Source organism: Conyzicola sp. (assembly GCF_057073975.1).
In genome coordinates this window covers 1-24,521 of sequence record NZ_JBXMIS010000015.1, presented here as the reverse complement: position 1 = coordinate 24,521, position 24,521 = coordinate 1, and the positions used below count along the sequence as shown (strand labels likewise).

Sequence of the window (24,521 nt, the reverse complement as noted above, 5' to 3'; positions counted from 1 at the left end):
AAGCTCGAGCACTCGCGCTTAGGCTTGGCTGGTGCCACGACCCGTGCTAATCGCAGCCCCCGCGGCGCTGCTGCTCGCCGCGCTGCTCGCGTGCATCGCGGCCCTTGCCATCGGCGGTGGCGCGGCGCCACAGCTCATCGCCGACTCCGGCGAGGTCGTACGCTACGGCCTTCCGTTCGCCAAGCTCGCCGTCAACCTCGGCGCGGCCGGCGCGATCGGCGCACTCGCAATTGCCGCGTTCGCACTGGATGCCGAGGCACGCGCCTACGCACTGGCCCTCGATATTGCTGCGGCCGCATCCGCGCTGCTGACCGTTGCGGCCGCGGCGACCGGCTTCTTCAGCTTCCTCGCCATCTACCAGCAGCCGGTCTCGCTCGATGACGAGTTCGGCAACCTCCTCGGCAGCTACCTCACCGGGTACGAGGTCGGCCAGGCCTGGCTGGCCACGACCCTTGCGGGTGCCGTGCTCACCATCCTCGCCTTCGCGGTGCGCAACCAGTCGGTCGTTCTCGCGATGGCGATCGGCGCCGTGCTCTCGCTGATACCGATGGCGCTGCAGGGCCACTCGGGCGATGAGGCGAGCCACGACGAGGCGATCAGCGCCATCTGGGTGCACATCGTCGCCGCCGCGGTGTGGCTCGGCGGCCTGCTGACGGTGGCACTCGTGTCGCGCACCGTCGAGTCGAAACGGCTCGCCGACCTGGTCGGACGGTACTCCTCGCTCGCCCTCGCGGCGTTCGTCGCGATCGTGGCGTCGGGCTATGTGAGCGCTGAGCTGCGCGTCGGCACAATCGAGAACCTGCTGACGCCCTACGGCATCCTCGTGCTCATCAAGATCGGGGCGCTCGTCGCCCTCGGGCTCTTCGGAATCGGGTACCGGCGGTTCTTCATCGCGCGGCTCGCCACCGACGGGCAGCGCCGCCGCTGGTTCTGGTACCTCGTGGTGGCAGAGCTCGCGTTCATGGGGGTTGCCTCCGGCACGGCCGCAGCCCTCGCGCGCACCGCGACCCCGATCGGGCAGGAGCAGTCGACGGGCGATGCGACGGCCGCCGAGATCGTCACGCAGGGCTCACCCCTCCCGCCGCCCGTGACCATCGAGCGACTGCTCACGTCGTGGAGCTTCGATCTCGTCTGGGCGCTGTTCTGCGCCTTCGCCGCGGCCTTCTACCTCGCCGGCGTGTGGCGCCTTCGCCGCCGCGGCGACTCGTGGCCGTGGTACCGCACCGTGCTGTGGCTGCTCGGGCTCGCGCTGCTGTTCTGGGTCACCAACGGCGGCGTCAACGTCTACCAGAAGTTCCTCTTCAGCCAGCACATGTTCGGGCACATGACGCTCGGCATGATGGTGCCGGTGCTGCTCGTTCCGGCGGCTCCCATCACGCTCGCGTTGCGGGCTATCCGTAAACGGGACGACGGCAGTCGCGGCGTGCGGGAATGGCTGCTGCTCGTGGTGCACTCGCGCTACTTCGGCATCCTGACCAACCCCGTGGTCTCGGCCGTCATCTTCGCCGGGTCGCTCTGGGTGTTCTACTACACCGGGGTGTTCCGCTGGGCGACGGTCGACCACGTCGGTCACGAGTGGATGATCATCCACTTCCTCGGGGCCGGCTACCTGTTCGTCTCCTCCCTCATCGGCGTCGACCCCGCCCCCAACCGCGCTCCGTACCCCATCCGGCTCATGGTGCTGCTCGCGACCATGGCCTTCCACGCCTTCTTCGGCCTCGCGCTCATGTCGGGCACCGGCCTGCTGCTGGCCGACTGGTACGGCGCCATGGGATGGGGCACCGATGCCCTGGTCGACCAGCAGACCGGAGGCGGCATCGCGTGGAGCGTCGGGGAGATCCCGACCGTGACCCTCGCCATCGTCGTCGCGCTCATGTGGTCGCGCAGCGACGCGCGCACCGCGAAGCGCTACGACCGCAAGGCCGACCGCGACGGCGACGCAGAGCTCGAGGAGTACAACGCCATGCTCGCCGCACGCGCCTCGAAGCAACGGCCTAGGGAGTCGTCGTCGCCTCCAGCACGATGACGGCGTCGTCGTCGCCGATCGCGAGCAGGTAGCTGCCAGCGATGGGCTGGCTCTCGTCGACGCGGCGCACGCTGCCGTCGAACACCGACTTGACGGTGACCTCGAGGCCGACGGCGCCACCGGTGCCGGTGGCGCGCCAGGTCGCGCTCTCGTCGGCGGCAGCAAGGGTCACCTGTGGGTAGGACTCGACGCTCCAGCGCGGAACGCCCTCGATGCGGTTCGCCTCGGAGAAGCCGAAGGGGCAGCCGGTGGGCTTGAGCACCTGCTGGGTTGCGCAGGTGTCGAGGAAGGCGGCCACGGCATCCGTCGCCTCTGCGGTGAACGCACTGGTCGGCGTTGCGAAGATATCGACCGACTCCGTGTCACCGATGGCCGTGACGGCAACGGTCACCCCAGCCGTGTCGAGCAGCTCCGTGTCGCGATCGACCACGTAGGCGCCGGGAGCCAGCACCAGCAGCGGTGTGCCAGCGGCGGCATCCACGCCATTGGCGGTGAAGCGGGAGTCGCCAACGACCGACACGTCGAGGCGGGCGAGCGGTGATACGGAGAAGGCCCAGGTGGAGAACAGACCGAAGGTCGTTCCCGTCGGCCGCACGCGAAACTCGGTGATCTCCTCTGCGCCGTCGATCGTGTACGCGAACCGCACCACGCGCTCGTCGCCATCGGCGACATCGCTCAGCAACCGGATGTCTCCAACACCCCCCAGCGCCCCGTCGACCAGCAGCGTGGCCGCCTCCGACTCCGGCACGACGACACCGGCGAACGCGAGTGCCTCGTCGGCGTCCTTGCGCTCGAGGGCCTGCAGGTACGACCTCACGAACCCGTGCGCGCTGTACACATCGCTGTTGAGGGCGAGCACGGTTGCGCCGAAGCCGACGACCAGAAGGGCGAACACCACGAGCCACGGAACGGGGGAGCGGTGCATGCGTTCATCCTAGGCACGCTGTGCACGGGCCGGGCCGCGGCATCCGCTGGCCGGTAGATTTGGTGCAGTGGAACTCTCGCCAGAGCAGGCAGCGGTGTTCGCGGCGATCGAGACGACGCGCGAGCACATCTTCGTGACCGGTCGCGCCGGCACGGGCAAGTCGACGCTGCTCAACCAGCTGTCGTGGAACACGTCGAAGCAGGTCGTCATCTGCGCGCCAACGGGGGTTGCGGCACTCAACGTCGGCGGGCAGACGATCCACTCGCTGTTCCGGCTGCCGATCGGGGTCATCGCCGACCACGAGATCGAGCACAGTGCAGAGCTGCGCAAGCTGCTCAACACGATCGACACGCTCGTGATCGACGAGGTCTCGATGGTCAACGCCGACCTGCTCGATGCGATCGACCGCTCACTGCGCATCGCGCGCTCGCGGCGGCACGAGGCCTTCGGGGGAGTGCAGCTCGTGCTGTTCGGTGATCCGTACCAGCTTGCCCCGGTGCCCGGCGACGGCGACGAGCGCGCCTACTTCGCCGACCACTACGAGTCGATGTGGTTCTTCGACGCGAAGGTGTGGAACGAGGCAGACCTGCGCATCTTCGAGCTCGCGACCGTGCACCGCCAGCACGAGGCGGAGTTCCGCTACATGCTCAACGCCGTGCGGCACGGGCAGGTGACGGCGGAGATCGCGGAGCGCCTCAACACGACGGGTGCCAGAACCCCGCCAGACGAGGGCATCATTACCCTCGCGACGACGAACGCGACGGTCAACCGCATCAACGCGACGGAGCTCGCGCGCATCCCCGGTCGTGCGCTGACCGCGAAGGCGGAGGTGGTGGGAGACTTCGCCGGGCGGGCCTTTCCCGCCGACGAGGAGCTGGAGCTCAAGGTGGGCGCCCAGGTCATGTTCCTGCGCAACGACCCAGACCAGCGGTGGGTCAACGGATCAGTCGGCGTCGTCTCCCGCATCAAAGACACGGTCTACGTCGAGATCGATCGAGAGGAGTTCGAGGTGCAACCCTCGACGTGGGAGAAGTTCCGCTACTCCTACTCTCCGGCGACCAAGGAGCTCAAGAAGGAGATCATCGCGGAGTTCACGCAGTTCCCCCTTCGGCTGGCGTGGGGCGTCACCATCCACAAGTCGCAGGGCAAGACCTACAGCCGCGCGGTTGTCGACCTCGGCCAGCGCTCCTTTGCCCCCGGCCAGACCTACGTCGCCCTCAGCCGCATCTCCTCCCTCGACGGCCTCTACCTCTCGCGCCCGCTGCGCCCCTCCGACGTGATCGTCGACGAGCATGTGGCCCGCTTCATGTCGCGCGCGACGGCGATCCCGGCGATCGAGGCCTGAGCAACGAGCTAGAGCGGGCGCAGGTCGGGCTGCAGCACGGTCGTGCGCGCGGCATCCGATTTCAGGATGTCGGAGTAGTAGTCGTCGAGAAGGTCGCGGCGGTCGAATTCTGGATGCCGCATCCAGAACGCATCGAAGTCGCCGCCGAAGCCCGCTGCCGCGTCCTCCGAGAGGGCCTCGGCGATCAGCGCCGCCCACGCCCAGGTGCGCGTCTCGTGGAACCACTGCGACGACCCGCGTGAGGCCGTGTACGCCTTGAGCCCTTCGCGCACGCGCTCGTACGCAGAATCCTGCTGCGCATAGAGGAACACCAGCCGCACGTGGTCACGGTGGCTCAGCTCTGGGAGTGTGCAGTCCTCGAACTGCGAGAGGAGGGTGGCGTCATCCATCCCTCCACCCTTTCGCAAAACAGGAAGGTGTGGGGCCGGAGTGGCAGATTGTCATCAGCGGGAGCCCGTTTGACCCAGCAGCAACACTGGCCACCCAGATTCCTGTTTTACGAAATGCAGGGCGGGGTCAGGCGGCGGCCTTTGCGCGGGCGAGGTCGCTGAACAGGTCAGTGTTGAAGGTGTAGGCGAGAAGCACCTCGTCGATGACGCGCTCGCGCTCCGGCTCACTCCAGTCGACAGCGTCGAGCTGGTCGCGGTAGGTCTCCTTGAATTCTTTCGGCTTGGCTATCTCGTCGAAGAGGTAGAAGCCGACGCCGTTGGTCTCGAAGCCGAACCGGCGCTGCATGAGCGTGCGGATGATCTGCCCGCCAGAGAGGTCGCCGAGGTAGCGCGTGTAGTGGTGCGCGATGAACCCGCCGGCCCAGCCCTGGTCGGCGACCTCGGTGATGCGGGCGACGTAGCGCGCCGTCGTCGGCAGCGGCGCGATCGCCGATCGCCAGTCGTCGCCGATGAGGAACGACAGGTCGGACTCGAGCGCCGGCAGGCGCGTGAGCTGTGGCGTGATGAATGCCGCTGCCTCCGCGTTGTCGGCGAGTCTCGCCGCCGCCGCCTCGAGGGCCTCGTAGATGAAGTAGTGCTGGGCAACGAGGGCGATGTAGTCGTCGCGAGAACCGGCGCCGGTCATGAGGTCGTCCATGAAGCTCGCGCCCTCGCTGGCCGAGTGGCCGGAGCGCGTGCGTTCGCGAAGCGCCTGCGAGAAGGGGATGACAGACACGGCAGCTCCAGAGGTTAGGGTGCCCTAAGCATACTGAACGCGGTCAGTGGTGCACACCGTCTTCGAACCGTGCAGACGGGGCAAGTCCGTCGGTCGCCGCGAGGGCGGGGGCAACGACCGCGCCGACAACGAGGATGCCCGCGAGCAGCCCGATCACATAGCGCCGGGTCGACACCGGTGCGGTGCGCGGTCCGCGCCGGAGGTGCAGTGCGAGAGCGACCGCGACGAACAGCTCGAGGGCCGTGGCAACGCCGAGGGGGAGTGGGCGAAACCCCGCCGCGAGTTCGGCGACCCCGGCCGATGACAGCAGCACGATGAGAAGCCAGATGACGATAGGAGCGAGCACCGCCACCACGGCGATGCGAGGAGCGAGGAAGCGCTCGTCGAACATGACGAGCACCCCCCAGCCGAAGCCGGCCACGCCTATCGCGGCGAGCACGGCGCCGACGGCGGGGGTCGCGGAGATCACCAGGGCGAGGTAGATGAGACCCGCCCCGACCGAGGCGAAGGCGATCCAGCTGCGCGTGATCGGCGACACTAGCGGCGCGGTTCGCGGTCGGTGCCGAGACCGACGGCGAGCAGCACGGCCGCCGCGAGGAAGTGCACGAGGTTGGCCGCCGCGTTCACCGCGAGCACGTTCTGCTCTGTCGACGAGAGGAAGAGCCCGGCGAGGCCGAGGCAGAGCAGCACGGTTCCAACGATGCGCGTGATGAGCCGCGCCGGTGTGCGTCCGCGGATCGCCGCGGCCACGAGGGCAGCGCCAACCGCGAGGTGCACGACAGACAGCAGGGGGTTGACGCTCACGACCCCCAGCAGGAGCACGCCGACGGGGCTCGTCGACGGCAGCCCCGCGCCGATAGCCAGCCCGACGGCACCGAGGGCGAGGAAGGCCGCGCCGACCGAGAGTGCCGTGATGCGGTTGGCCGACGCCGTGACCGGGGCGGCGTCAGTCATGGGCACGGGGTTCGAGGCCGAGGATCCCGCACGCACGGTCATAGAGCACGACCACCTCCCGACGGATCTCCGCGCGCTCGCTGATGGGAGCAGTCCACGCAACCGTGACCTCGTGCTCCTCGGCGCCGACCGTGTAGCGGAAGGTGCCGCCGTTCTCGTCGAGGGATGTCATGGTTGCCGACTCGGCATCCGGCGATCCGAACGCGCGCGCGATGAGCAGGTTGTCGTCGAGGTGGTCGCCGTTCATGTGCGAGAGCACGGCGGTCACGACGTCTGCGGTGAAGGTTGGCACGCTCCAACGCTACCCGTAGGTCAGTCGAGCTGGGCGGCGAGGAACGCGGCGGCCCGAGCCTGCGCGAGTGCGGCGGCATGCGGATCGGCTTCGGCGACGGCGGGGTTGGCAAAGTGGTGCGAGGTGCCGACATAGCCGAACCGGGTGACCGGTGTTCCGTGCTCGTCGAGCCGGTCGAGGAACGCCTGCGGCTCGCCGCCGTACTCCCACTCGTCGCGCTCCGCGTACTGCAGCAGCACGGGGCACGGGATGACGCTGTGGTGCCGGTCGTCGACGCTCGCGTAGTAGGCGACAACCGCATCCACGTCTCCACCTTGCGCGTGCACGAGGGCGAGCCAGCCGCCGGTCGAGAAGCCGAGGGTGCCGAATCGCTCCGAGCCGTAGAGGCGCGCCTCGTCGATGATGTCGTCGATGACAGCGAGGCAGCCGCCGATGTCCATGCTCCTCACGTGCGCCCGTGCTGCCTCGGCATCGGTCGTCGTGAACCCGTCGTAGAAATCGGGAATCGCCACCTGCAGCCCCTCGGCAACGAGCGCCCCCGCGAACGACGACAGCCACGGGAGCCGGCCGAACCAGTCGTGCACGATCACCACGAGGGGCGCTGCCTGCTCGCCAAGGTAGACCGTCTCGCTCATGCGGTGAGCACGAGCTTGCCGAACGCCTCGCCAGAGAGGAGTCGCTCGATGGCGCCGCCGGCGTCGGCGAGCGGGCGAACAGAGTCGATGACCGGATGGATGCCGCGGCCGGCAACCAGCGCCGCCACCTCCTCCAGCTCGCGCCGGCTTCCCATCGTCGACCCGAGGATCCGCAGCTGCTGGAAGAAGACCCGGTTGAGCTCCGCGCTCGGGTCGTCGCCGCTCGTCGCGCCGCACGTCACTATCGTGCCGCCCGGTCGAAGGGCCCGCAGCGAGTGCGCCCAGGTGGCCTTGCCGACGCTCTCCATGACGGCATCCACGCGCTGGGGCAGTCGCGCGCCGCTCTCGAATGCCTGGTCGGCGCCGAGTCCGACGGCTCGCTGGCCCTTGGCCGCGTCGCGGGAGGTGACCCAGACCCGGTAGCCGAGCGCGGAGCCGAGGCTCACGAGCGCGGTGCTCACCCCGCCGCCGGCTCCCTGCACGAGCACGGTGTCGCCATCGCTCAGCCCAGCCTTGCCGAGCATGCTGTACGCCGTGAGCCACGCCGTCGGTAGGCAGGCGGCCTCCTCGAAGCTCAGGGAGGGCGGCTTCGGCACGAGGTTCTGCGGAGGTACCCACACGCGTTCTGCGAGGGTGCCGTTGTGCCGCTCGCTGAGCAGGGAGCGCTTCGGGTCCTGCGTCTCCGGCCCCGTCCAGTCCGGGCTGATGATGACGGCGTGCACGATGACCTCTCGGCCGTCGTCGGTGATGCCAGCTCCGTCGCAGCCGAGCACCATCGGCAGGTGGGCCTCTGCGAGACCGACACCGCGCAGGCTCCAGAGGTCGTGCTGGTTGAGGGCCATCGCGCGCAGGGTGACGGGCACCCAGTCGGCGGGTGCGGCATCCTCGATCTCATGGTCTGGTACATCGCCGACCCGCAGTGCATCGAGGGGAGACTCCGGGGAGGCGCGTATCGCCCTGACGGCCAGCATGTACTGAGGCTAGCTCTGCGGGGTGTCGAGGTCGATGGTGACGCGGCCGCGCTCGAGATCCGGCTCGTCGGGGCTCGGAGCTGGCGCAGACATCTCGCGCCGAGTGTCCTTCTCCAGCTCAGCGTTGTGGGCGCTCGGCTGATAGAGCTCGTCGAGCACGCCGATGACGCGGGGTGGAGAGTAGCTCGGGTCGGTGCGTCGGCGGTGGCGCACGAGCGCCGGCCAGCCGATGAAGAATGCGCAGAGGATGGCCGCGACTGCCACGACGACCGCGAACTCCATGTCGAGAATCTACCTCGGCGCGCAGGGCGTCTGTGAGGTGGCGATCACCTCAGGCGGTGGGCCGCGCGGCCTTCCACTTGGCTCGTGTGCTGATGCCGATCACAAGGTAGAAGCTGAAGACCGTCACGGCGATCGTCGCTGTCCACTCAGACAGAAGTTGCGGGACTGTGAGGCTGCGACCAAGAGCAGTGGGCTCGCCAAACGCGTCCGTGTGTCCGCTGACCAGCATCAGCATGAGGAAGCTGGTCACTGCAGCCGGGAGGAGGGCAAACCACGCCCACCGACCGAGACCCTTGCGCGCGGCCGCAGAGCGAGCGCGAACGGCAGCGACAGCGGCTGGATCGGGTTGAGGGATGTCTGCGGCGAGCCGGGGTCGCAATCGCACGATCACCTCAGGGGTCACCTGTGCATCGAGCCAGGTCGTGATCTCCGGCGTCATCCCATCGATAAGGGTTGGCTCGATCTTCACCCTGAACGCATCACTGCCGACGAAGGTGCGCGCTCCATCTGGGGTAGCGAGCATGGAGACGCAGTCTCTGAAGTACACCGTCGACTGTGCTCCCTGGCCAGTGAAGGAGACGCCGTCGCTCGCGATAATGATCGCCGAATCGGGGTACTCCGTATAGGGAAAAAGGTCGCCCACAACGACATCCCGTGATGACCGGGGTGCGAAGGCGAATCCCGCCCAGGCCAGATTGCCCTCAGGTATCTGCGCGACTGCATTCTGCCAGACCATGGCTGCGACGCCAGCAATGTCGGCAACGGTCACTGCCTTCGCCTCGGCGACGATTGCCGCAGGATGCTCGATGGGCGCACCGAGAAGCAGTCGACTCGCCGTCGACACCAGCAGGGTAGAGCCGAGGTGGGGAACGTCGATCATGTGGTCGAAGGTGCCGATGGCGTACGCAAGGTCCTCCGGGTCGACTGTTCCCGCTCGCAGGGATGCGAGCACGTCTACCAATCCTCCGACGACGGCTGCTTGCTGCTGGGGAAGCGCGTCGGCGAACAGTGAGACTCGGGCCGTTCGCGCATCCACTGGCTCGTAGGAGCACGTGGCCGTGTATGAATAGCCGCCCTCTTGACGAAGCGCTCGGTACAGCACTCTCGACGCAAGGAGAGAGAACACTGTCGCAGCGGTCGAACGCGGAACGAGAGCGTCGAGCAGAACACCGCCCTCTGGCCCTCCGAAGTAGGCGGGCTTGGTCTCGATGATGTCCTGCGGGGGTGCGAGCGGAATCCAGGAGCCATCGGGAAGGCGAAGATCGAGCCCTGTGAGTGGCTCGGCGGTCGTCATCCAGACGATGGCGTTGTGGCGGGTGAAGCGCGTGCGCGACCAGTCCAGCACGTGAGTGGTCGTGAGCCCATCCAGCCCGAGCTCGCCGAGCCCGGCGATCCCGAAACCACGGGCACCGAATCTCTCGTAGCGCTGCGTACGCATCGCACTGGCCGGCTTCTGGCTGGCTTCCGTTCGCAGGATCTGCTTCTCCGTCTCCAACCGATCAAGCGGGAGCTCGCGGAGTGATCGGCACACCCGATTGAGGTACGTGACCACCTCGGCTTCGGTTCCCACCACATAGAAGTGCGTGAAGGCGTCGCTGGTCTCACCGTTGTGATGGACATCGCCGTTGCTGTAGTCGAAAAGCGCCAGGTGCTCGACGAGATGGGTGATTCCGGAAAGCGATAGAGGCTCGTCGGCCATGCCAACGCGAAACATGAGCCCTGCTGCAATGAGACCGTCGCGAGGTGCGTAGACGGCCGGAATCCCGTCGATGCGCGTGCTTCCAATCAGATCCGCTATGGGGGCGAGCTCCGAGAGGCCTCCGGTGCCGTTGCTCATCGTCGGCCCGCCGTGCTGGCCGCGTCGAATATTGTGCGGTACACCCGGTTGAGACCGTCAACGGTGTCGGCCTCGTAGTACCAAGGAAAGGAAGTAGCTCGGTCGCCGAGCGCTCTAATCTGATCGGCAGCGTCGGCAAAGTGGCCGCCGGCGTAGAAGGCCATCGCGAATGCGCTGCGCGCCTCGACACCGATCGGATCCAGGCGGTGGTTCGGATCCAGCACCGACCGGTGTGCGGCGTCGAGTAGCTCGGCATGCACCTCCGGTGACCCCATGTAGGCCGTGCCGGGCTTGCCCCGGCCTAGAGAGACCCAGTGCTCGATGTGACACAGGGCGATGATGGCAGGCGAGTTCGATCCGGGCGGGGCATCGCGCGAACAGTCGCGGGCGAATGCGAGCGCGGACTCCGGAGATCCCATCCAGCGCGGCAGGAAGTACTGCAGCATCTGGGCTTGCGACGGGTAGTCGTGCGGCGACAGCTCAGCGAGCCGACGATAGCGCCGCCTGGCCTCCGACTCGCCCACCTGCAGTGCGCGAGCGGTCAGCACCCGGAAGGACCATGCGGGAGCGAACCGCGGGTACTCGGCGCAGACATCGAGCAGCAGTTGTTCCGTCGAGTTCATCCACTGCTCGAATGCGCTGAACTGCGCGGAGTCGAAGGATGGCGCCGCCTCTCGCTCCTTCCAGCCAAGCATCGCGAAACACGCGGCAAGTGCCGTACGAGCGTAGGGAGATCGTGGATGGTGATCGACCGCGTACCGCAGAAATCCCTCGATCCCTTCGACCTGGCCGAGGAGAAAAAGAGCGTACCCAAGGTGCTCTGCAGGCATTCGCGCCAGCTCGACTTCGACAGGCGGCCATAGGTTCGTCGCAAGGGCTGCTCGAATCGGCGCGTACTCGGGCGTCGACTCGAAAGTCTGGAAGTTCCGCACGAGCGTATCCATGCGTCATTCCTGTTCTCTGCGGTTCCGCTCCCGAGCTGGACGGTAAGCCCCATTGCGTGGAACCCCTGCCAGATTAGCAATCGGGCGAGGATGTGAGAATATGTTGACTCGAACTGGGGCCGTGGCCTTGCCATGGGGGTCTCCTCAGTGACTACTCCGGGTCGCAGTTCGCCAGGTCGGTCTCGGCGAGGGGCTCGCCGGCGGGGATGACGTAGGTCACGGTGAGCACGACATCCTCGGTTCCCTCGTTCATGCCCTGGTGCACGTAGCCGGAGCCCTCGACGATCGAGTCGCCCGCCTCGTAGACGTGCACCCCCTCAGGGTAGATCGGCGCGTAGTGGGTGAACACCCCCTGCTCGACGACGGCGATGAGCTGGCCGTAGTGGCAGTGCTCGCCGGTTCCTGCGCCGGGCTTGAGGGTGATCTCGCGCATGACGACCTGCGTCGGGCCGGCGACCTCGACATCCACGCCATCGTCGTTGACACCGGCGGCGAGGTCGACGGCAGTGACGGGGGCGATGCTCGCCGACGGTTCCGGACTTGGTGCGGGAGTCGCGCAACCGCTCAGGATGATGGCGAACGCGATCACGGGAAGCACGAGTCTCATGGGCAGAGTCTGCCGCCTCGGCGGCCCGCGCACATGCCCCAGAAGGGGCTGCGGCGAGCCGCCGACGGCTCAGACGCTGGCTCGCTGTCGTGTCGCGGTGCCGACCGCTGTAGTGCCGGAGCGAGCGCGCGACCACGTCCACGCGGCGCGCAGGATGAAGGCGAGAATCACCACCTCGACGCCGATGGTGAGGGCGTAGTAGCCGACCCAGTCGGCGGTCGCCCCTGACACGTTGAACACCATGACGGCCACGTAGAGCGACGCGACGATGAGGTTCGTGATGCGGTTCGCGCGGGCAGGCAGCACCACGGAGAGCGTGATCATCAGGGCCGGGATCGCGATGATCACGAAGAAGACAGACATCAAGGTGGCGCTGATGTCGAACTCGAAGATGACGCCATCGCGAATGAGATCGATCTCGCCGGGCTGGTAGAGGTGGAAGTAGTCGATATAGATGACGAGGAACATGAGGCTGGCCCAGGCTGCAGCGAGCTTGGCCTGCACCGGGATCCTCTGGGTCATCGACTCCTCGACATGTGGGTCCTGTCGGGACATGGGTTCTCCTTCGTTGGTCGTGGATGAAAATGAGTAGTACACCGTACGAAACTCGTACGGTGTACGATAGGCGTACGCTGTACGTAAGTCAACATGGCAAGCGAAGGGACACCGGAATGGTGACCGAACGACGTGCGGCCCCCGCAATACCCCTCAGCAAGGAAAGGGTGCTGCGCCAGGCCATCGCCCTTGCCGACACCGGTGGACTCGACGGGCTCAGCATGCGCTCGCTCGGCAAGGAGCTCGACGCAGGAACGATGTCGCTCTACCACTACGTCGGCAACAAGGAAGAGCTGCTCGACGGCATGGTCGACCTCGTCTTTGCCGAGATCTACCTGCCAGATCGCCGCGGTGACTGGCAGGCGGAGTTGAGGGCGGAGGCGGTCTCGGCCAGAGACGTGCTCGCTCGGCATCGCTGGGCGATCTCCCTCATGGAGTCACGCACCACGCCGGGGCCCGCCAACCTGCGGCACCGCGAGGCGGTGATGGCAACGCTGCGCACCGCAGGCCTCTCTGTGCAGCTGGCCACCCACGCGAACTGGCTGCTCAACAGCTATGTCTACGGGCATGCCCTTCAGGAGGCGAGCCTCCCGTTCGCCGACGCCGGTGAGCTCGAGCACATGATCGACGAGGTGTACCTGCCGCAGCTGCCCCCGGCGGAGTACCCATACCTGAACGATGCGGCCACAGAGCTCATGACGAGCGGCTACGACCCGGCCGACGAGTTCGCCTACGGCCTCGACCTGATCCTCGGCGCTCTCGAGAGCGCACTCGGCAACTGACGCACACGAGAGCGGATGACGGGAATCGAACCCGCGCTATCAGCTTGGGAAGCTGAAGTTCTGCCATTGAACTACATCCGCGCGCTGCTTGCTCAGAGCGAAGGCCGTTTCTGGCCTTCGCCGCGCAGCCAGCGCTGACGAGCGTCTCGCTCGTCAGGAACCGACGTGCACCAGCTCTTCAACTGTACTTGGCCCTTAGTAGTCTTGCCCCATGCTTCTCTCAGACCGCGACATCAAGGCAGAGCTCGCGAGCGGGCGGGTCGGCCTCGAGCCCCTCGACCTTGCCATGGTGCAGCCGTCGAGCATCGACGTGCGACTCGACCGCTTCTTCCGGCTGTTCGACAACCACAAGTACCCGTTCATCGACCCGGCAGAAGACCAGCCTGACCTCACGCACCTCGTCGAGACGGCGCCAGACGAGCCGTTCATCCTTCACCCTGGCGAGTTTGTGCTCGGCAGCACCTACGAGCTCGTCACGCTGCCCGATGACATCGCCGCGCGGCTCGAAGGCAAGAGCTCGCTCGGCCGCCTCGGCCTACTGACGCACTCGACCGCCGGCTTCGTCGACCCCGGGTTCAGCGGACACGTCACGTTAGAGCTCAGCAACGTCGCGACCCTGCCGATCAAGCTCTGGCCCGGCATGAAGATCGGGCAGCTCTGCTTCATCCGGCTGTCGAGCGCCGCTGAGCACCCCTACGGCTCCGACCACTACGGCTCGCGCTACCAGGGCCAGCGCGGCCCGACGGCGAGCCGCAGTTTTCAGAACTTCTCGAAGGTCGACGTCTCGGTCACCGACGCCGGATCAAAGGGCGCGTAGTACGGACACCGTAGAGCGCCTGCGAGCGGCCGGTTGCGTCTTCGCAGAGGATGAGGCCGCGCTGCTCGAAGCGGACGGTCGTGACCTCGAGCAGCTCGTGCAGCGACGGGAGGCGGGCGAACCACTCGAGGTGATCCTCGGCTGGGTGTCGTTCGCGGGCATCCGGGTGTTCATCGACCCCGGGGTCTTCGTGCCTCGCCAGCGCACCGCCTACCTCGCCAACCAGGCGATCAAGCTGGCCAGGCCGGGCGATGTCGTCGTCGACCTCTGCTGTGGGTCCGGTGCGATCGGTGCGGCCGTCGAGGCGGCACTGCCCTCGGCAGAGGTGCACGCGGCCGACATCGATCACGCGGCAGTGGTGAACGCACGCCGCAACCTTGCGCGCGTGTACGAGGGCGACCTGTTCGCGGCACTGCCAGACGACCTGCGGGGGCGCGTCGACATCCTCGTCGTCAACGCGCCGTACGTGCCGACCGACGAGATCGTGAACATGCCAAGAGAGGCGCGCGAGTTCGAACCGCTCGTCACCCTGGACGGAGGACCGGATGGCGTCGCCCTCCACCGCCGCGTCGCCGCCGAATGCGCGCCATGGCTCTCACCCACCGCGCACGTGCTCGTCGAGACGAGCCGCGCGCAGGCGCCGCTCACCGCACGTGCCTTCGAGGAGCACGGCTTCAGCACCCGCGTAAAGCGCAAGAAGGGCGCGACGATCGTGATCGCGGCACCCGACCACAGAGTACGGTCTAACTAACCGGTTCAAGGGAGGCCGCTCATGCAGGGCAGGAGCATCGTTGCCAATGTGCTTGCGCTTCCCGCGGCCTACCGGCGACTCATCGTCGCCGGGTTCGCCCTTCTCACCATTCCTCTCGGCTCGCTCGCGATCCTGATGACGCCCGCGGGCTCGAGCAGTGCCGCCTGGTGGCCAGCCGCGAGCGCTGCGGTGCTGGCGGTCGCGTGCTCTCGGGGGTCTCGCCTTCCGACGGCCCTGGTCGTCGTGGCAGTCGGAACGCTCGCGAACTTCGCCGCGGGTCGCCCGCTGTGGGTGTCCGTCTGCTTCGGCCTCGCCAACGCCGCAGAGGCCTGGCTCGTGTGGAGGCTAGCCTCCGACCGCCACGGCCTTCTCCGCCTTGGCAGCGTCGGGAGGGCGGTGCGCTTCGTGCTGGCCAGCCTGGGTGGCGGACTGGTGATCGGCGTTCTTGCGGGAGCAACGATTGCAGCAGGCGGAGGCGACTTCGCCACATCGCTGTGGTCGATCGGCGCCTCCCACGCCTCTGCCGTGCTCGTGGTCGTGCCGCTCTTCCTCAAGCCGCTCTCGGCCTTCCGCACTCCGCCAAGCCTTGAGATGCTGTGGCAGCACCTCGCTCTCATCGCGGTCGTCGCGTTCGTCTTCTGGCCAGACCAGTCCTACCCCTTCGCATTCATGCCGATCCCGATTCTTGTCTGGGCGGCGTTCCGGTTCCGCTCTGGAACAGTCCTTATCCAGTCGCTTGCGGTCGCTATCGCCACGACGACACTGACGATCCTCGGGGGCGGGCCGTTCGAGGCGGCGGCAGACTCCGACCCACGGCTCGCCCTTCACGCGCTGCAGGCGTTCATCATCGTCGTCTCGGCGACTTTGCTCGTCATCAGCGAGGGCCGCAACGAGCGGGAGCGGCTGATCGCCGGGGTGGCGGCGCGCGAGGCGGTACTGCGCAGCGGGATCCTGGCATCGACGGTCGGCATTCTCGTGCTCGAGGGCAGGGCCGGCGGTCGCCTGCGCCGCGCCGCCTTCAACAACGGTGCGGCACTGCTGTTCTCGACCGAGGGGTGGGTGCCGGGAGAGGACTTCCCGCTCAGCGATGTGCCAGAGGCCATAGCGGCGCCCTTCGCAGCGGTCAGCAGTGGGCGTTCGACGACGTGGTCGGGAGCGGTCGAGACAGAGGCTGGGCACACGCTGCAGGTTCGGCTCTCGCGAGTCGACGATGCAACAAGCGGCTACGTGATGACGGTGGAGGTCGAGGACGCCACTGCCCGACGACTCGCAGAGATCGCGGATGCCAACGCCCTGAGCAACGAGAAGGCAACGGTCGATCGGCTCACCGACCTCAACCGCCAGAAAGACGACTTCGTCTCAGCCGTCAGCCACGAGCTGCGCACTCCGGTCACCAGCATCCTCGGCTTCAGCGATGAACTCATCGAGCTCGACCTGGATGAGCCGGCCAGAGGGTTCGTCACGACCATCAACCGAAATGCCCAGCGACTCGCCTCGCTCATCGAGGACCTCCTGCAGGTGGGAACGGCCGCAGCCGCGGAGGCACAGCCAGAGCCTGAGGTCGTCGACGTCGACGAGCTGCTCTCGCACATACGGGAGGACCTTTCGACGAGGGCGGCCGACAAGCGCATCGAGCTGTCGATCGCCGAGGCGAGTAGCGCCGGGGAGATCAGGACGGTGCGCCGCGACCTCGAGCGCATCATGAGCAACCTCGTCTCCAACGCCGTCAAGTTCACGCCAGCGGGAGGCTCGGTCACCATCACTGCAGAGCGCACCGACACGGAGCTGCATCTGCGAGTCGTCGACACGGGTGTGGGGGTTCCGGCTGAGGACCTCGAGAACGTCTTCACCCGGTTCTTCCGATCCAAGTCGACCGAGCTCATGCCGGGAACGGGTCTCGGGCTGCCGATCACCAAGGCGCTCGTCGAGGGCCTCGGCGGGCAGATCTGGCTCACCTCTGACGGTGCAACGGGAACAGCGGTGCTGGTCAGCATCCCCGTCGCGACCAGCGCAGACTAGCCGCGGTCAGTACGACCACGCCTCCAGCTGCAGCACGATCCACGGGCTGAAGGCGAACGGCGTGGCGTCGACGGCGGCGCGCAGGGCAGCGGGGGAGACCCACTGCCACTCGACTACCTCGTCGGGGTTCGGTGCGAGGTCGGATGCGATGTGCGCGCGGTAGACGGGGCAGACCTCGTTCTCGACAATGCCGGATGCGTCGACGGCGCGGTAGCGAAAGTCGGGCAGTGCCAGGGTGAGCCCCTCGATCGCGACGCCGAGCTCGAACGAGGCGCGACGCACGACCGCGTCCTCCATCGGCTCGCCGGGTGCGGGATGCCCGCAGAACGAGTTCGTCCACACGCCTGGCCAGGTGCGCTTGCCGAGCGCACGCCTGGTCAGCAGCACCTCCCCGTTGTCGTTGAAGAGGTGGCACGAGAAGGCAAGGTGCAGCGGCGTGTCTGTCGAGTGCACCGAGACCTTGTCGGCGACGCCGATGGGTGTGCCGTCGTTGTCAAGGAGAGAGACGAGCTCGGTTGGCTGAGGGACGGTCACGGTATCCTGCTTAGGTGGATGCATCCCGGCTGGTCGCCGCCTCTGACTCGAGACAAGCCCAAGTGGATGCTGTTCTCGAGCGCTTCTTCAGTGTAGCCAAGAAGCGTGCAGAGGCCTTCGGCCACCAGTACGTCGAGCTGTGGCAGACACTCGAGTCGAACACCATCGGCGGCAAGCGGTTTCGGCCACGCATGGTCATGGCCGCATACCAGTCCCTCGGTGGCACCGATCTCGAGGCCGCCGCCTGTATCGGCGCCGCGTTCGAGCTGCTGCACACCGCCCTCATCGTGCACGACGACGTCATCGACCACGACTTCACCCGACGTGGCGCTCCGAACATCTCCGGGCGATACCGTGACCTCGCCCTCGAGCAGGGTGCGACGACGGCCGGCGCTGAGCACCGCGGCCTCTCCGCCGCCGTGATCGCGGGTGACCTCGCCCTCTTCAACTCCTACCGCCTCATCGACCGCAGCGGCGTCAGCGACCAGGTGCGGCACCGGCTCATCGAGATCATGGACGAGGCACTCTTCGCATCCGCGGCCGGCGAGCTGATCGACGTGGACTTCGCAACCGCGGCCAGCATGCCGAGGGTCGACGACATCCTCACGATGGAGCGGCTCAAGACCGCGGTCTACTCGTTCGAAAGTCCGCTGCAGGCGGGGGCCGTGCTCGCGGGAGCCAGCGAAGACGTGGTCGCGACCCTCGGTGACTTCGGCCGGGAGATCGGCATCGCCTACCAGATCGTCGACGACGTGCTCGGGGTCTTCGGCGAGGAGACTCAGACCGGCAAGACCACGATCGGCGACCTGCGCGAGGGCAAGCGCACCGTCATGATCTCCTATGCGACGAGCACAGAGGAGTGGGACTCGATCGAGCCGCTCATCGGCAAGCACGACCTCACCGAGGCGGAGGCGGAGCGCATCCGTGCGGTGCTCGTCGCGAGTGGCGCGCGGTCCTTCGCCAACGGGCTCGCCCGTTACTACGGCAACCGTGCGCTCGCGCGACTGGCCGAAACGCATATTCCCGAGGCACTGCGGCTCGAGCTGCACCCTGTCGCCGATGCCGTGCTGAGCAGGGTGCGATGACCCGCACACTCTACGACGAGGTGGCAGAGCAGACCGCGAGCATCGTCATCCGCCGCTACTCCACCTCGTTCGGGCTTGCCTCGCGACTGCTCGGTGCAGGGGTGCGCCAGCACGTCGAGAACATCTACGCGCTGGTTCGCGTCGCCGACGAGATCGTCGACGGTTCCGCTGAGGCGGCTGGGCTCACCCTGCTCGAGACAGGGCAGGCGCTCAACGCGCTGGAGCAGGAGACCGAGCTGGCCATCGAGCTCGGGTTCAGCGCCAACCTCGTCGTGCATGCCTTCGCCCTGACCGCGCGGGAGACGGGCTTCGGTGCCGACCTCACCCGCCCGTTCTTCGAGTCGATGCGCATGGACCTCACCGAGACGGTGCACGACCAGCAGAGCTTCGAGCGCTACGTGTTCGGCTCGGCCGAGGTGGTCGGCCTCATGTGCCTTCGCGCCTTCATGCAGGATGCACCGACAGCCGATGAGCGAGTGGATGACGCCGCCACTCTCGAGCGCGGCGCCCGCGCCCTCGGCGCTGCCTTCCAGAAGGTCAACTTCCTCCGCGACCTCGCCGCCGACTTCGATGCGCTCGGCCGCAGCTACTTTCCCGGGGTGCGCGTGGAGTCCTTCGACGAGCAGACCAAGCTGCGGCTTCTCGACGACATCGATGCCGACCTTGCCGTTTCGGCATCCGTGCTCCCCCTCCTCCCGTCGAGCAGCCGTCGCGCGGTCGCCCTCGCGCAGTCACTCTTCGCCGAGCTCTCACGCAGACTGCGTGCGACGCCGGCAGAACGCCTGCGCACCACGCGCGTGCGCGTGCCCAATCCCGTCAAGGCAAGACTCGTGCTGCGTGCTGCGAGCGGAAGGCTTCCCCAGTGAGTCAGATCGTCATCGTCGGCGGGGGGATCGCCGGCCTGGCCTCCGCTGCCCTGCTCGCGCGCGAAGGACACGAGGTGACGGTGCTCGAGGGCCGTCCAGAGGTCGGCGGCCGCGCCGGTTCGTGGTCGAAAGACGGCTTCCGGTTCGACACCGGTCCGTCGTGGTATCTCATGCCTGAGGTCTTCGACCACTTCTACCGCCTGCTCGGCACGAGTGCCGACGCGCAACTCAAGCTCGTGACCCTCGACCCCGGCTACCGGGTGTTCTTCGAGGGCGACGAGAAGCCACTCGACATCGCGGCGAACCGCGACGAGAACCTCGACATCTTCGAGGCTGTCGAGAAGCGGGCCGGGTTCAAGCTGCACGACTACCTCATCTCTGCCCGCGAGACCTACGAGCTGGCCAAGAAGTACTTCCTGTACTCGACCTTCGTCGACCTGCGCACCTCGTTCACCCGCGAGGTTCTCGCCAAGGGACTCACCTTCACGCGGCTGCTCATCGAGCCGCTCTCCAGAAAGGTGGCGCGCACCTGGCGCAGCCCCAAGCTGCGACAGGTCATGGGCTACCCAGCCGTCTTCCTCGGCTCGTCGCCGTATGCGACGCCGAGCATGTACCACCTCATGAGCTACCTCGACCTCGAAGACGGGGTTCTCTACCCCGTCGGAGGATTCACGCGGGTGATCGAGAGCATCGCCGACCTTGCCCGCCGCGAGGGTGCAACGATTATCACGAGCGCCGCTGTGCAGAAGATCCTCGTGCGCGACGGAGCCGTCGAGGGCGTCGAGTACCGCGGGGCCAACGGCGAGGTGCTCTTCGCCGATGCCGACATCGTGGTGTCGGCGGCAGACCTTCACCACACCGAGACCCAGCTGCTCGAGCCGAAGCAGCAGACCTACCCGCAGCGCTACTGGGACGCCAAGGTGCCAGGGCCGAGCGCACTGCTGCTCTACCTCGGCATCGAGGGCAGGGTTCCCCAGCTCGAGCACCACACCCTGCTGTTCACCAGGCACTGGAAGCGCGGCTTCGACGCGATCTTCGGCAGGGAGACGTCGGTGCCGAACCCGGCGTCGCTCTACATCTGCAAGCCGAGTGGCCTCGACCCGGATGTCGCCCCCGAGGGCCATGAGAACCTCTTCGTGCTCGTTCCAATCCCGGCCGACCCGAGCATCGGCAAGGGCGGAGATCCAGACCTCGAGAAGCTCGGCGACGACGCCATCGCGCAGATCGCGGAGTGGACCGGCGTGCCCGATCTCGCCGACCGCATCGTCGTGCGCCGCACGGTCGGCCCTGGCGACTTCGCCGACGACCTCAACGCCTGGCGCGGCACTGCCCTCGGCCCCGCCCACACACTCCGGCAGAGTGCCTTCTTCCGCGCCGGCAACAAGTCGAAGAAGGTCGACGGGCTCTACTACGTCGGCGGATCGACGATTCCCGGCATCGGGCTGCCGATGTGCCTCATCAGTGCAGAGGTGCTGGTGAAGCGACTGCGCGGCGACACCTCGGCCGGCCCATTGGCGGAACCGCTGCGCTGATGGCATTCCTCTACCTGCTTGCGCTGCTCATTGCCCTCACGGGCATGGTGCTGCTCGACCGGCGCTTCTCGCTCTTCTTCTGGGCGTCGTGGCGGCGGGCGCTGGCCGTGCTGCTCATCGGCGTCGCGTTCTTCGTCGTGTGGGATCTCGCAGGCATCGGGCTCGGCATCTTCTTTCGCGGAGAGACCTCGTTCATGACGGGACTCCAGGTCGCGCCGGAGCTGCCGGTGGAGGAGCTCTTCTTCCTCACCCTGCTCTGCTACCTGACGATGAACCTCTACGGCTTTGCCATCCGGCTTCGGCCGCGGAGCGCGTCGTGACCTACTGGGCGCTCAACGCGGTGTTCCTCGGCGTGGTCGCGGCCGTCGCCCTCGCGGCGGTGCTGTCGAAGCGCGCGCCGCGGTGGGCATCCGTCGGCCTTGTCCTCGGTGTCGTGCTGGTCATGACCGCGGTGTTCGACAACATCATGATCGGCGTCGGCCTGGTCGGCTACAACGCAGAGCTCATCAGCGGGGCGTTCATCGGCGTCGCGCCGCTGGAGGACTTCGCCTACGCGGTCGCAGCCGTCATCCTGCTGCCGTCACTGTGGACGCTGGTCGGTGGTCGTCGTGCTTAGGGCGCTGTTCGTCTCCAGCCGCCCGCTGAGCTGGGTCAACACAGCCTTTCCCTTCGCGGCGGCCTATGTTCTCACCGCCGGCGTCGATCTCACGCTCGTGGTCGGCACGCTCTACTTCCTCATTCCATACAACCTCGCGATGTACGGCATCAACGACGTCTTCGACTACGAGTCCGACCTGCGCAATCCGCGCAAGGGCGGCGTCGAGGGCGCGGTGCTCGACCGATCGATGCACCGACCTACCCTCATCGCCGTCGTCGTCACCAACGTGCCCTTCCTCGTCTACCTCGTTGCGGTCGGCTCCCCGCTCTCGTGGCTCGTGCTGGCGGTCAGCGTCTTCGCGGTCATCGCGTACTCCGCCAAGGGGCTGCGGTTCAAGGAGACGCCGTTCCTCGACTCCCTGACGAGCAGCACCCACTTCGTGTCGCCAGCCGTCTACGGCCTCGTGCTCGCCGGAGCCGCATTCACCCCGCAGCTGGTGGCCGTGCTCGGCGCGTTCTTCCTCTGGGGTGCGGCCAGCCACGCCTTCGGAGCGGTGCAGGATGTCATCGCCGACCGGGAGGGCGGCCTCGCCTCGGTCGCGACCGTGATCGGCGCGCGCGCCACGGTGCGTCTCTCGGTCATCCTGTATCTGCTCGCCGGAGTGCTGCTGCTGCTCAGCGGCTGGCCGGGCGTGCTGGCGTCGGTGCTCGCGATTCCCTACGCGGCGAGCTGCGCGGTGTACTGGAACATCACGGATGCCGAAGCAGAGTCAGCCAACCGCGGCTGGCGGCGATTCCTCTGGCTCAACTTCGCCACGGGATTCTGCGTGACGATGCTGTTCATCCTCAGCGCCCTGCTCTGACCGAGCCGGAGACGAACGCGGCGATTCGGCCGACGACGTCGGGGTCGCTGAGCACGCGGTGGTGTCCGAGCCCATCGGTAATGAGAGTCTCGACCTCGCCGGTGTGCGCCTCGACGATCAGCATGGCCTGCTCGAGGGGAACCTCCCGGTCGTTCGCGTCGTGCACTACGAGAAGGGGAGTGCTGGTGTCGGTCGGGTCGAGCTCTGCCAGTGCGGTGCGCCAGATGTCGATCCCGCGCTCGCGGCCCCACGCCTCGCTGCGGCGGTGCAGACCGCGGGTGTTCGGAAGGCCGATCCCGGCCGCGAACATGGCTATGACAGCAGAGAAGTTGTGGGCGCTCGCGATGGTCACGAGTCGCGCGACGTCGACCCCCCGGCGCCGGGCGATGAAGGTCGGCATGCCGCCGAAGGAGTGGCCGACGATTGCCTCGAGCGGCCCGTGCTGCGAGGCGAGGCGCTGCACGATCGACGTGACCTGCAGCGCATCCATGCGAGTGCCCGTCGAGTCTCCGTTGCCGGGAGCGTCGAAGGCGACGACGGTGAAGCCGCGGCCGACGAGCTCGTCGACGAGCGCCGCGAAACGGGACGCCCTGCTGCGCCAGCCGTGCACGAGAAGCACGGTGCGCTCACCCGATCCCCACTCGTAGGTTGCGATGGTCGCGCCGTCGACATCGAGCGTGCCACGACGGGCGCGCTGGTGGGTCTCCAGCTCTGATGGGCGCACGGTGACCGGGGTGCCGAGGCTCCAGAACAGCCGCCAGGCGATCGCCGTGCCGAGCGGAGGAATGATGCTCGCGATCCGCACCATCGTGCGGAACCAACCGGGCAGCGGCTTCATCGGGACTCCTCTAAAGTAAACGAACGGTCGTACACTATCTACAGGATGCCGCACACCGCAATACTGGGAAGCACAATGATCGAGACTGATGGCCGTCGAATCCGCGGCGAGCGCTCGCGCGGCTCCATCATGCGCGCTGCGATGGACACGGCCTCCCTCGAGGGAATCGAGTGCCTGTCGCTCGGGGCGCTGGCGACGGCGACGAGCATGAGCAAGAGTGGGGTCGTCGCCCTGTTCGGCACCAAGGAGCAGCTGCAGCTTGCCACCATCGAGGCGGCCGCCGCGGTCTTCGCCACGGTGGTGGTGTATCCAGCCCTCCAGGTGGCGGGTGGGCGCGCCCGACTCGATGCGCTGCTCGAGAACTGGATCGTCTACAGCGAGTCGCGGGTCTTTGCTGGCGGCTGCTTCTTCGCCGCCACCTCGCTCGCGGTGGCGTCGAAGCCCGGACCGGTGCGCGACTCGGTCGCTGCCCATATCGAGCTGTGGAACAGCTCCCTGGCGAGGGTCATCGATCGGGCGAGAGACAAGGGCGAGTTCTCGTCGACGATCGAGACGGAACAGCTGGTGTTCGAGATCCGGGCGCTGCTGGATGCCGCCAACACCGACTCGCTGCTGTTCCGGTCGGCAGCGCCATACGCCCGAGCCCGCACCGCGCTGTCGCGGCTGCTCGCCTAGCCGGTGAAGCCGAGGTTGCGGGCCATGCGCTCGAGCGTGCCGATCGTCTCGAGGTACTCCGCTTCTGAGATGCCGTTCGAGATGCGCGCCCGGTTCTGGGCGACGACGCCCGCGAGCCGGCTGTAGGCCGCCTGGCCGCGCTCCGTCGTCTCGTAGCCGTCGGCTGTCGCTGCCACCCAGCCGCTCTCGATGAGCTCGGAGAGGTGCTCTGCCGACGACTCGTTCGCGGCTCCGGCCGGGTCGGCGCTGAGGAATGGCGCGATCGCCTCATCCATCTCGGCAACGGTTGCCGTGCCGCGCGAGAGCACGCTGAGCAGCTGCCACTGCCGACGGGTCACCCCGTGCTCGTCGAGCGTCGATTCGAACTGCTCGTCGATAAGGCGGTCGACGAGCTTGAGCCAGTATCCGATCGGGCGTTGATCAGTCATAGGCCCAAGCTACGCCGCCGCGCCTAGTAAGAGAACCCCAGTTCGGAGGGGTATTCGCCGAGGCCGGTGAGCTGCGTGGTTGCCGCCTGCAGGTGCGCGAGGGTGAGGCCGAGCATGAACGGCCCGAAGCTCACCCGCGAGACTCCGAGCTCTGCGAGCCTCGTCAGTGCGACCGCACCGGGGTGGCCGATGACAGA

29 protein-coding genes and 1 tRNA gene are annotated in these 24,521 nt (G+C 67.3%); 13 read left to right on the top strand and 17 right to left on the bottom strand.

Annotated elements, in window-relative coordinates:
* The first annotated feature begins 31 nt into the window (after window positions 1-31).
* Entirely contained in the window at window positions 32-2,026 is a 1,995-nt protein-coding gene (locus tag AC14A7_RS01095) for a bifunctional copper resistance protein CopD/cytochrome c oxidase assembly protein (protein WP_484006032.1), read from the top strand.
* Here the strand turns inward: AC14A7_RS01095 and AC14A7_RS01090 are convergent.
* Window positions 1,995-2,951 (bottom strand): hypothetical protein, encoded by a 957-nt coding sequence (locus tag AC14A7_RS01090; protein ID WP_484006031.1) that lies wholly within the window; start codon window positions 2,949-2,951, stop codon window positions 1,995-1,997. The genes AC14A7_RS01095 and AC14A7_RS01090 overlap by 32 nt on opposite strands.
* Window positions 2,952-3,018: 67 nt before the next feature.
* Here AC14A7_RS01090 and AC14A7_RS01085 point away from each other — a divergent pair, with 67 nt between their 5' ends.
* On the top strand, window positions 3,019-4,296 hold the full coding sequence (locus tag AC14A7_RS01085) for an ATP-dependent DNA helicase (RefSeq protein ID WP_484006030.1): 1,278 nt from the start codon (window positions 3,019-3,021) through the stop codon (window positions 4,294-4,296).
* A gap of 8 nt (window positions 4,297-4,304) precedes the next feature.
* Here the strand turns inward: AC14A7_RS01085 and AC14A7_RS01080 are convergent, their stop codons facing one another.
* The 12 genes from AC14A7_RS01080 to AC14A7_RS01025 all read right to left on the bottom strand — a co-directional run bounded on the left by AC14A7_RS01080 (window position 4,305) and on the right by AC14A7_RS01025 (window position 12,537).
* On the bottom strand, window positions 4,305-4,685 hold the full coding sequence (locus AC14A7_RS01080) for a hypothetical protein (RefSeq protein WP_484006029.1): 381 nt from the start codon (window positions 4,683-4,685) through the stop codon (window positions 4,305-4,307).
* A 127-nt stretch (window positions 4,686-4,812) separates the two neighbouring features.
* Complete coding sequence (locus AC14A7_RS01075) at window positions 4,813-5,460, bottom strand: biliverdin-producing heme oxygenase (protein ID WP_484006028.1); 648 nt, start codon at window positions 5,458-5,460, stop codon at window positions 4,813-4,815.
* Window positions 5,461-5,503: 43 nt separating this feature from the next.
* Entirely contained in the window at window positions 5,504-5,998 is a 495-nt protein-coding gene (locus tag AC14A7_RS01070) for a hypothetical protein (protein WP_484006027.1), read from the bottom strand.
* A complete protein-coding gene (locus tag AC14A7_RS01065; RefSeq protein WP_484006026.1) occupies window positions 5,998-6,414 on the bottom strand; it encodes a DUF4383 domain-containing protein in 417 nt (138 codons plus the stop codon). The genes AC14A7_RS01070 and AC14A7_RS01065 overlap by 1 nt, the downstream gene beginning before the upstream one ends.
* On the bottom strand, window positions 6,407-6,706 hold the full coding sequence (locus AC14A7_RS01060; protein ID WP_484006025.1) for a DUF2470 domain-containing protein: 300 nt from the start codon (window positions 6,704-6,706) through the stop codon (window positions 6,407-6,409). Before AC14A7_RS01060 ends, AC14A7_RS01065 begins: the two co-directional genes overlap by 8 nt.
* Before the next feature lie 20 nt (window positions 6,707-6,726).
* Entirely contained in the window at window positions 6,727-7,341 is a 615-nt protein-coding gene (locus AC14A7_RS01055; RefSeq protein WP_484006024.1) for a dienelactone hydrolase family protein, read from the bottom strand.
* On the bottom strand, window positions 7,338-8,312 hold the full coding sequence (locus AC14A7_RS01050; protein WP_484006023.1) for a zinc-binding dehydrogenase: 975 nt from the start codon (window positions 8,310-8,312) through the stop codon (window positions 7,338-7,340). Before AC14A7_RS01050 ends, AC14A7_RS01055 begins: the two co-directional genes overlap by 4 nt.
* Before the next feature lie 9 nt (window positions 8,313-8,321).
* The gene (locus tag AC14A7_RS01045; RefSeq protein WP_484006022.1) at window positions 8,322-8,594 is read right to left on the bottom strand and encodes a hypothetical protein; all 273 of its coding nucleotides are present in this window, start codon (window positions 8,592-8,594) and stop codon (window positions 8,322-8,324) included.
* A gap of 49 nt (window positions 8,595-8,643) precedes the next feature.
* On the bottom strand, window positions 8,644-10,431 hold the full coding sequence (locus AC14A7_RS01040; RefSeq protein WP_484006021.1) for a peptidase M16 family protein: 1,788 nt from the start codon (window positions 10,429-10,431) through the stop codon (window positions 8,644-8,646).
* On the bottom strand, window positions 10,428-11,375 hold the full coding sequence (locus tag AC14A7_RS01035; RefSeq protein WP_484006020.1) for a hypothetical protein: 948 nt from the start codon (window positions 11,373-11,375) through the stop codon (window positions 10,428-10,430). The genes AC14A7_RS01040 and AC14A7_RS01035 overlap by 4 nt, the downstream gene beginning before the upstream one ends.
* 151 nt (window positions 11,376-11,526) lie before the next feature.
* Window positions 11,527-11,982 carry a cupin domain-containing protein gene (locus AC14A7_RS01030; protein WP_484006019.1) on the bottom strand — a complete coding sequence of 152 codons (456 nt, stop codon included), beginning with the start codon at window positions 11,980-11,982 and terminating at the stop codon, window positions 11,527-11,529.
* A 69-nt stretch (window positions 11,983-12,051) separates the two neighbouring features.
* Complete coding sequence (locus AC14A7_RS01025; protein WP_484006018.1) at window positions 12,052-12,537, bottom strand: DUF6326 family protein; 486 nt, start codon at window positions 12,535-12,537, stop codon at window positions 12,052-12,054.
* Window positions 12,538-12,653: 116 nt separating this feature from the next.
* Here AC14A7_RS01025 and AC14A7_RS01020 point away from each other — a divergent pair, with 116 nt between their 5' ends.
* A complete protein-coding gene (locus tag AC14A7_RS01020; RefSeq protein WP_484006017.1) occupies window positions 12,654-13,319 on the top strand; it encodes a TetR/AcrR family transcriptional regulator in 666 nt (221 codons plus the stop codon).
* 10 nt (window positions 13,320-13,329) lie between these two features.
* On the opposite strand, the gene AC14A7_RS01015 is transcribed toward AC14A7_RS01020, so the two are convergent.
* Window positions 13,330-13,400: transfer RNA gene (locus tag AC14A7_RS01015), tRNA-Gly, on the bottom strand.
* A 130-nt stretch (window positions 13,401-13,530) separates the two neighbouring features.
* Here AC14A7_RS01015 and dcd point away from each other — a divergent pair.
* From dcd to AC14A7_RS01000, 3 genes are read left to right on the top strand one after another with little or no spacing between them, the layout of a single operon-like run.
* Window positions 13,531-14,136, top strand: a complete 606-nt coding sequence (dcd, locus tag AC14A7_RS01010; RefSeq protein WP_484006016.1) for a dCTP deaminase — start codon at window positions 13,531-13,533, stop codon at window positions 14,134-14,136.
* A 19-nt stretch (window positions 14,137-14,155) separates the two neighbouring features.
* On the top strand, window positions 14,156-14,887 hold the full coding sequence (locus tag AC14A7_RS01005) for a putative protein N(5)-glutamine methyltransferase (protein WP_484006080.1): 732 nt from the start codon (window positions 14,156-14,158) through the stop codon (window positions 14,885-14,887).
* A gap of 21 nt (window positions 14,888-14,908) precedes the next feature.
* Window positions 14,909-16,906, top strand: coding sequence for a sensor histidine kinase (locus tag AC14A7_RS01000; protein ID WP_484006015.1), 1,998 nt, complete (start codon window positions 14,909-14,911; stop codon window positions 16,904-16,906).
* Between the two features lie 6 nt (window positions 16,907-16,912).
* Here AC14A7_RS01000 and idi read toward each other — a convergent pair whose 3' ends face one another.
* Window positions 16,913-17,440 carry an isopentenyl-diphosphate Delta-isomerase gene (gene idi / locus AC14A7_RS00995; protein WP_484006014.1) on the bottom strand — a complete coding sequence of 176 codons (528 nt, stop codon included), beginning with the start codon at window positions 17,438-17,440 and terminating at the stop codon, window positions 16,913-16,915.
* Window positions 17,441-17,454: 14 nt separating this feature from the next.
* On the opposite strand from idi, the gene AC14A7_RS00990 reads away from it, so the two are divergent.
* The 6 genes from AC14A7_RS00990 to AC14A7_RS00965 are packed head-to-tail and all read left to right on the top strand — an operon-like array spanning window position 17,455 to window position 22,383.
* Window positions 17,455-18,525 carry a polyprenyl synthetase family protein gene (locus tag AC14A7_RS00990; RefSeq protein ID WP_484006013.1) on the top strand — a complete coding sequence of 357 codons (1,071 nt, stop codon included), beginning with the start codon at window positions 17,455-17,457 and terminating at the stop codon, window positions 18,523-18,525.
* On the top strand, window positions 18,522-19,391 hold the full coding sequence (locus tag AC14A7_RS00985; protein WP_484006012.1) for a phytoene/squalene synthase family protein: 870 nt from the start codon (window positions 18,522-18,524) through the stop codon (window positions 19,389-19,391). The genes AC14A7_RS00990 and AC14A7_RS00985 overlap by 4 nt, the downstream gene beginning before the upstream one ends.
* Entirely contained in the window at window positions 19,388-20,923 is a 1,536-nt protein-coding gene (gene crtI, locus AC14A7_RS00980; protein WP_484006011.1) for a phytoene desaturase family protein, read from the top strand. The genes AC14A7_RS00985 and crtI overlap by 4 nt, the downstream gene beginning before the upstream one ends.
* Window positions 20,923-21,243: a lycopene cyclase domain-containing protein gene (locus tag AC14A7_RS00975; protein WP_484006010.1), complete on the top strand. Its 321-nt coding sequence runs from the start codon at window positions 20,923-20,925 to the stop codon at window positions 21,241-21,243. Before crtI ends, AC14A7_RS00975 begins: the two co-directional genes overlap by 1 nt.
* Window positions 21,240-21,539 carry a lycopene cyclase domain-containing protein gene (locus AC14A7_RS00970; RefSeq protein WP_484006009.1) on the top strand — a complete coding sequence of 100 codons (300 nt, stop codon included), beginning with the start codon at window positions 21,240-21,242 and terminating at the stop codon, window positions 21,537-21,539. The genes AC14A7_RS00975 and AC14A7_RS00970 overlap by 4 nt, the downstream gene beginning before the upstream one ends.
* The gene (locus AC14A7_RS00965) at window positions 21,532-22,383 is read left to right on the top strand and encodes a prenyltransferase (protein WP_484006079.1); all 852 of its coding nucleotides are present in this window, start codon (window positions 21,532-21,534) and stop codon (window positions 22,381-22,383) included. The genes AC14A7_RS00970 and AC14A7_RS00965 overlap by 8 nt, the downstream gene beginning before the upstream one ends.
* Here the strand turns inward: AC14A7_RS00965 and AC14A7_RS00960 are convergent.
* Window positions 22,367-23,221, bottom strand: coding sequence for an alpha/beta hydrolase (locus AC14A7_RS00960; RefSeq protein WP_484006008.1), 855 nt, complete (start codon window positions 23,219-23,221; stop codon window positions 22,367-22,369). The two genes, AC14A7_RS00965 and AC14A7_RS00960, sit on opposite strands and share 17 nt — an antisense overlap.
* 75 nt (window positions 23,222-23,296) lie before the next feature.
* Here AC14A7_RS00960 and AC14A7_RS00955 point away from each other — a divergent pair, with 75 nt between their 5' ends.
* Complete coding sequence (locus AC14A7_RS00955; protein ID WP_484006007.1) at window positions 23,297-23,896, top strand: TetR/AcrR family transcriptional regulator; 600 nt, start codon at window positions 23,297-23,299, stop codon at window positions 23,894-23,896.
* On the opposite strand, the gene AC14A7_RS00950 is transcribed toward AC14A7_RS00955, so the two are convergent.
* Window positions 23,893-24,324: a MarR family winged helix-turn-helix transcriptional regulator gene (locus AC14A7_RS00950; RefSeq protein ID WP_484006006.1), complete on the bottom strand. Its 432-nt coding sequence runs from the start codon at window positions 24,322-24,324 to the stop codon at window positions 23,893-23,895. The genes AC14A7_RS00955 and AC14A7_RS00950 overlap by 4 nt on opposite strands.
* Window positions 24,325-24,521 lie beyond the last annotated feature (197 nt).

What these genes read in the sequence shown, in the direction of transcription:
- AC14A7_RS01090 (WP_484006031.1), bottom strand. Translation starts at nt 2,951, where the DNA reads ATGCACCGCTCCCCCGTTCCGTGGCTCGTGGTGTTCGCCCTTCTGGTC.
- AC14A7_RS01080 (WP_484006029.1), bottom strand. Translation starts at nt 4,685, where the DNA reads ATGGATGACGCCACCCTCCTCTCGCAGTTCGAGGACTGCACACTCCCA.
- AC14A7_RS01065 (WP_484006026.1), bottom strand. Translation starts at nt 6,414, where the DNA reads ATGACTGACGCCGCCCCGGTCACGGCGTCGGCCAACCGCATCACGGCA.
- AC14A7_RS01055 (WP_484006024.1), bottom strand. Translation starts at nt 7,341, where the DNA reads ATGAGCGAGACGGTCTACCTTGGCGAGCAGGCAGCGCCCCTCGTGGTG.
- AC14A7_RS01050 (WP_484006023.1), bottom strand. Translation starts at nt 8,312, where the DNA reads ATGCTGGCCGTCAGGGCGATACGCGCCTCCCCGGAGTCTCCCCTCGAT.
- AC14A7_RS01045 (WP_484006022.1), bottom strand. Translation starts at nt 8,594, where the DNA reads ATGGAGTTCGCGGTCGTCGTGGCAGTCGCGGCCATCCTCTGCGCATTC.
- AC14A7_RS01040 (WP_484006021.1), bottom strand. Translation starts at nt 10,431, where the DNA reads ATGAGCAACGGCACCGGAGGCCTCTCGGAGCTCGCCCCCATAGCGGAT.
- AC14A7_RS01035 (WP_484006020.1), bottom strand. Translation starts at nt 11,375, where the DNA reads ATGGATACGCTCGTGCGGAACTTCCAGACTTTCGAGTCGACGCCCGAG.
- AC14A7_RS01030 (WP_484006019.1), bottom strand. Translation starts at nt 11,982, where the DNA reads ATGAGACTCGTGCTTCCCGTGATCGCGTTCGCCATCATCCTGAGCGGT.
- AC14A7_RS01025 (WP_484006018.1), bottom strand. Translation starts at nt 12,537, where the DNA reads ATGTCCCGACAGGACCCACATGTCGAGGAGTCGATGACCCAGAGGATC.
- AC14A7_RS01020 (WP_484006017.1), top strand. Translation starts at nt 12,654, where the DNA reads ATGGTGACCGAACGACGTGCGGCCCCCGCAATACCCCTCAGCAAGGAA.
- dcd (WP_484006016.1), top strand. Translation starts at nt 13,531, where the DNA reads ATGCTTCTCTCAGACCGCGACATCAAGGCAGAGCTCGCGAGCGGGCGG.
- AC14A7_RS01000 (WP_484006015.1), top strand. Translation starts at nt 14,909, where the DNA reads ATGCAGGGCAGGAGCATCGTTGCCAATGTGCTTGCGCTTCCCGCGGCC.
- AC14A7_RS00985 (WP_484006012.1), top strand. Translation starts at nt 18,522, where the DNA reads ATGACCCGCACACTCTACGACGAGGTGGCAGAGCAGACCGCGAGCATC.
- AC14A7_RS00975 (WP_484006010.1), top strand. Translation starts at nt 20,923, where the DNA reads ATGGCATTCCTCTACCTGCTTGCGCTGCTCATTGCCCTCACGGGCATG.
- AC14A7_RS00960 (WP_484006008.1), bottom strand. Translation starts at nt 23,221, where the DNA reads ATGAAGCCGCTGCCCGGTTGGTTCCGCACGATGGTGCGGATCGCGAGC.
- AC14A7_RS00955 (WP_484006007.1), top strand. Translation starts at nt 23,297, where the DNA reads ATGATCGAGACTGATGGCCGTCGAATCCGCGGCGAGCGCTCGCGCGGC.
- AC14A7_RS00950 (WP_484006006.1), bottom strand. Translation starts at nt 24,324, where the DNA reads ATGACTGATCAACGCCCGATCGGATACTGGCTCAAGCTCGTCGACCGC.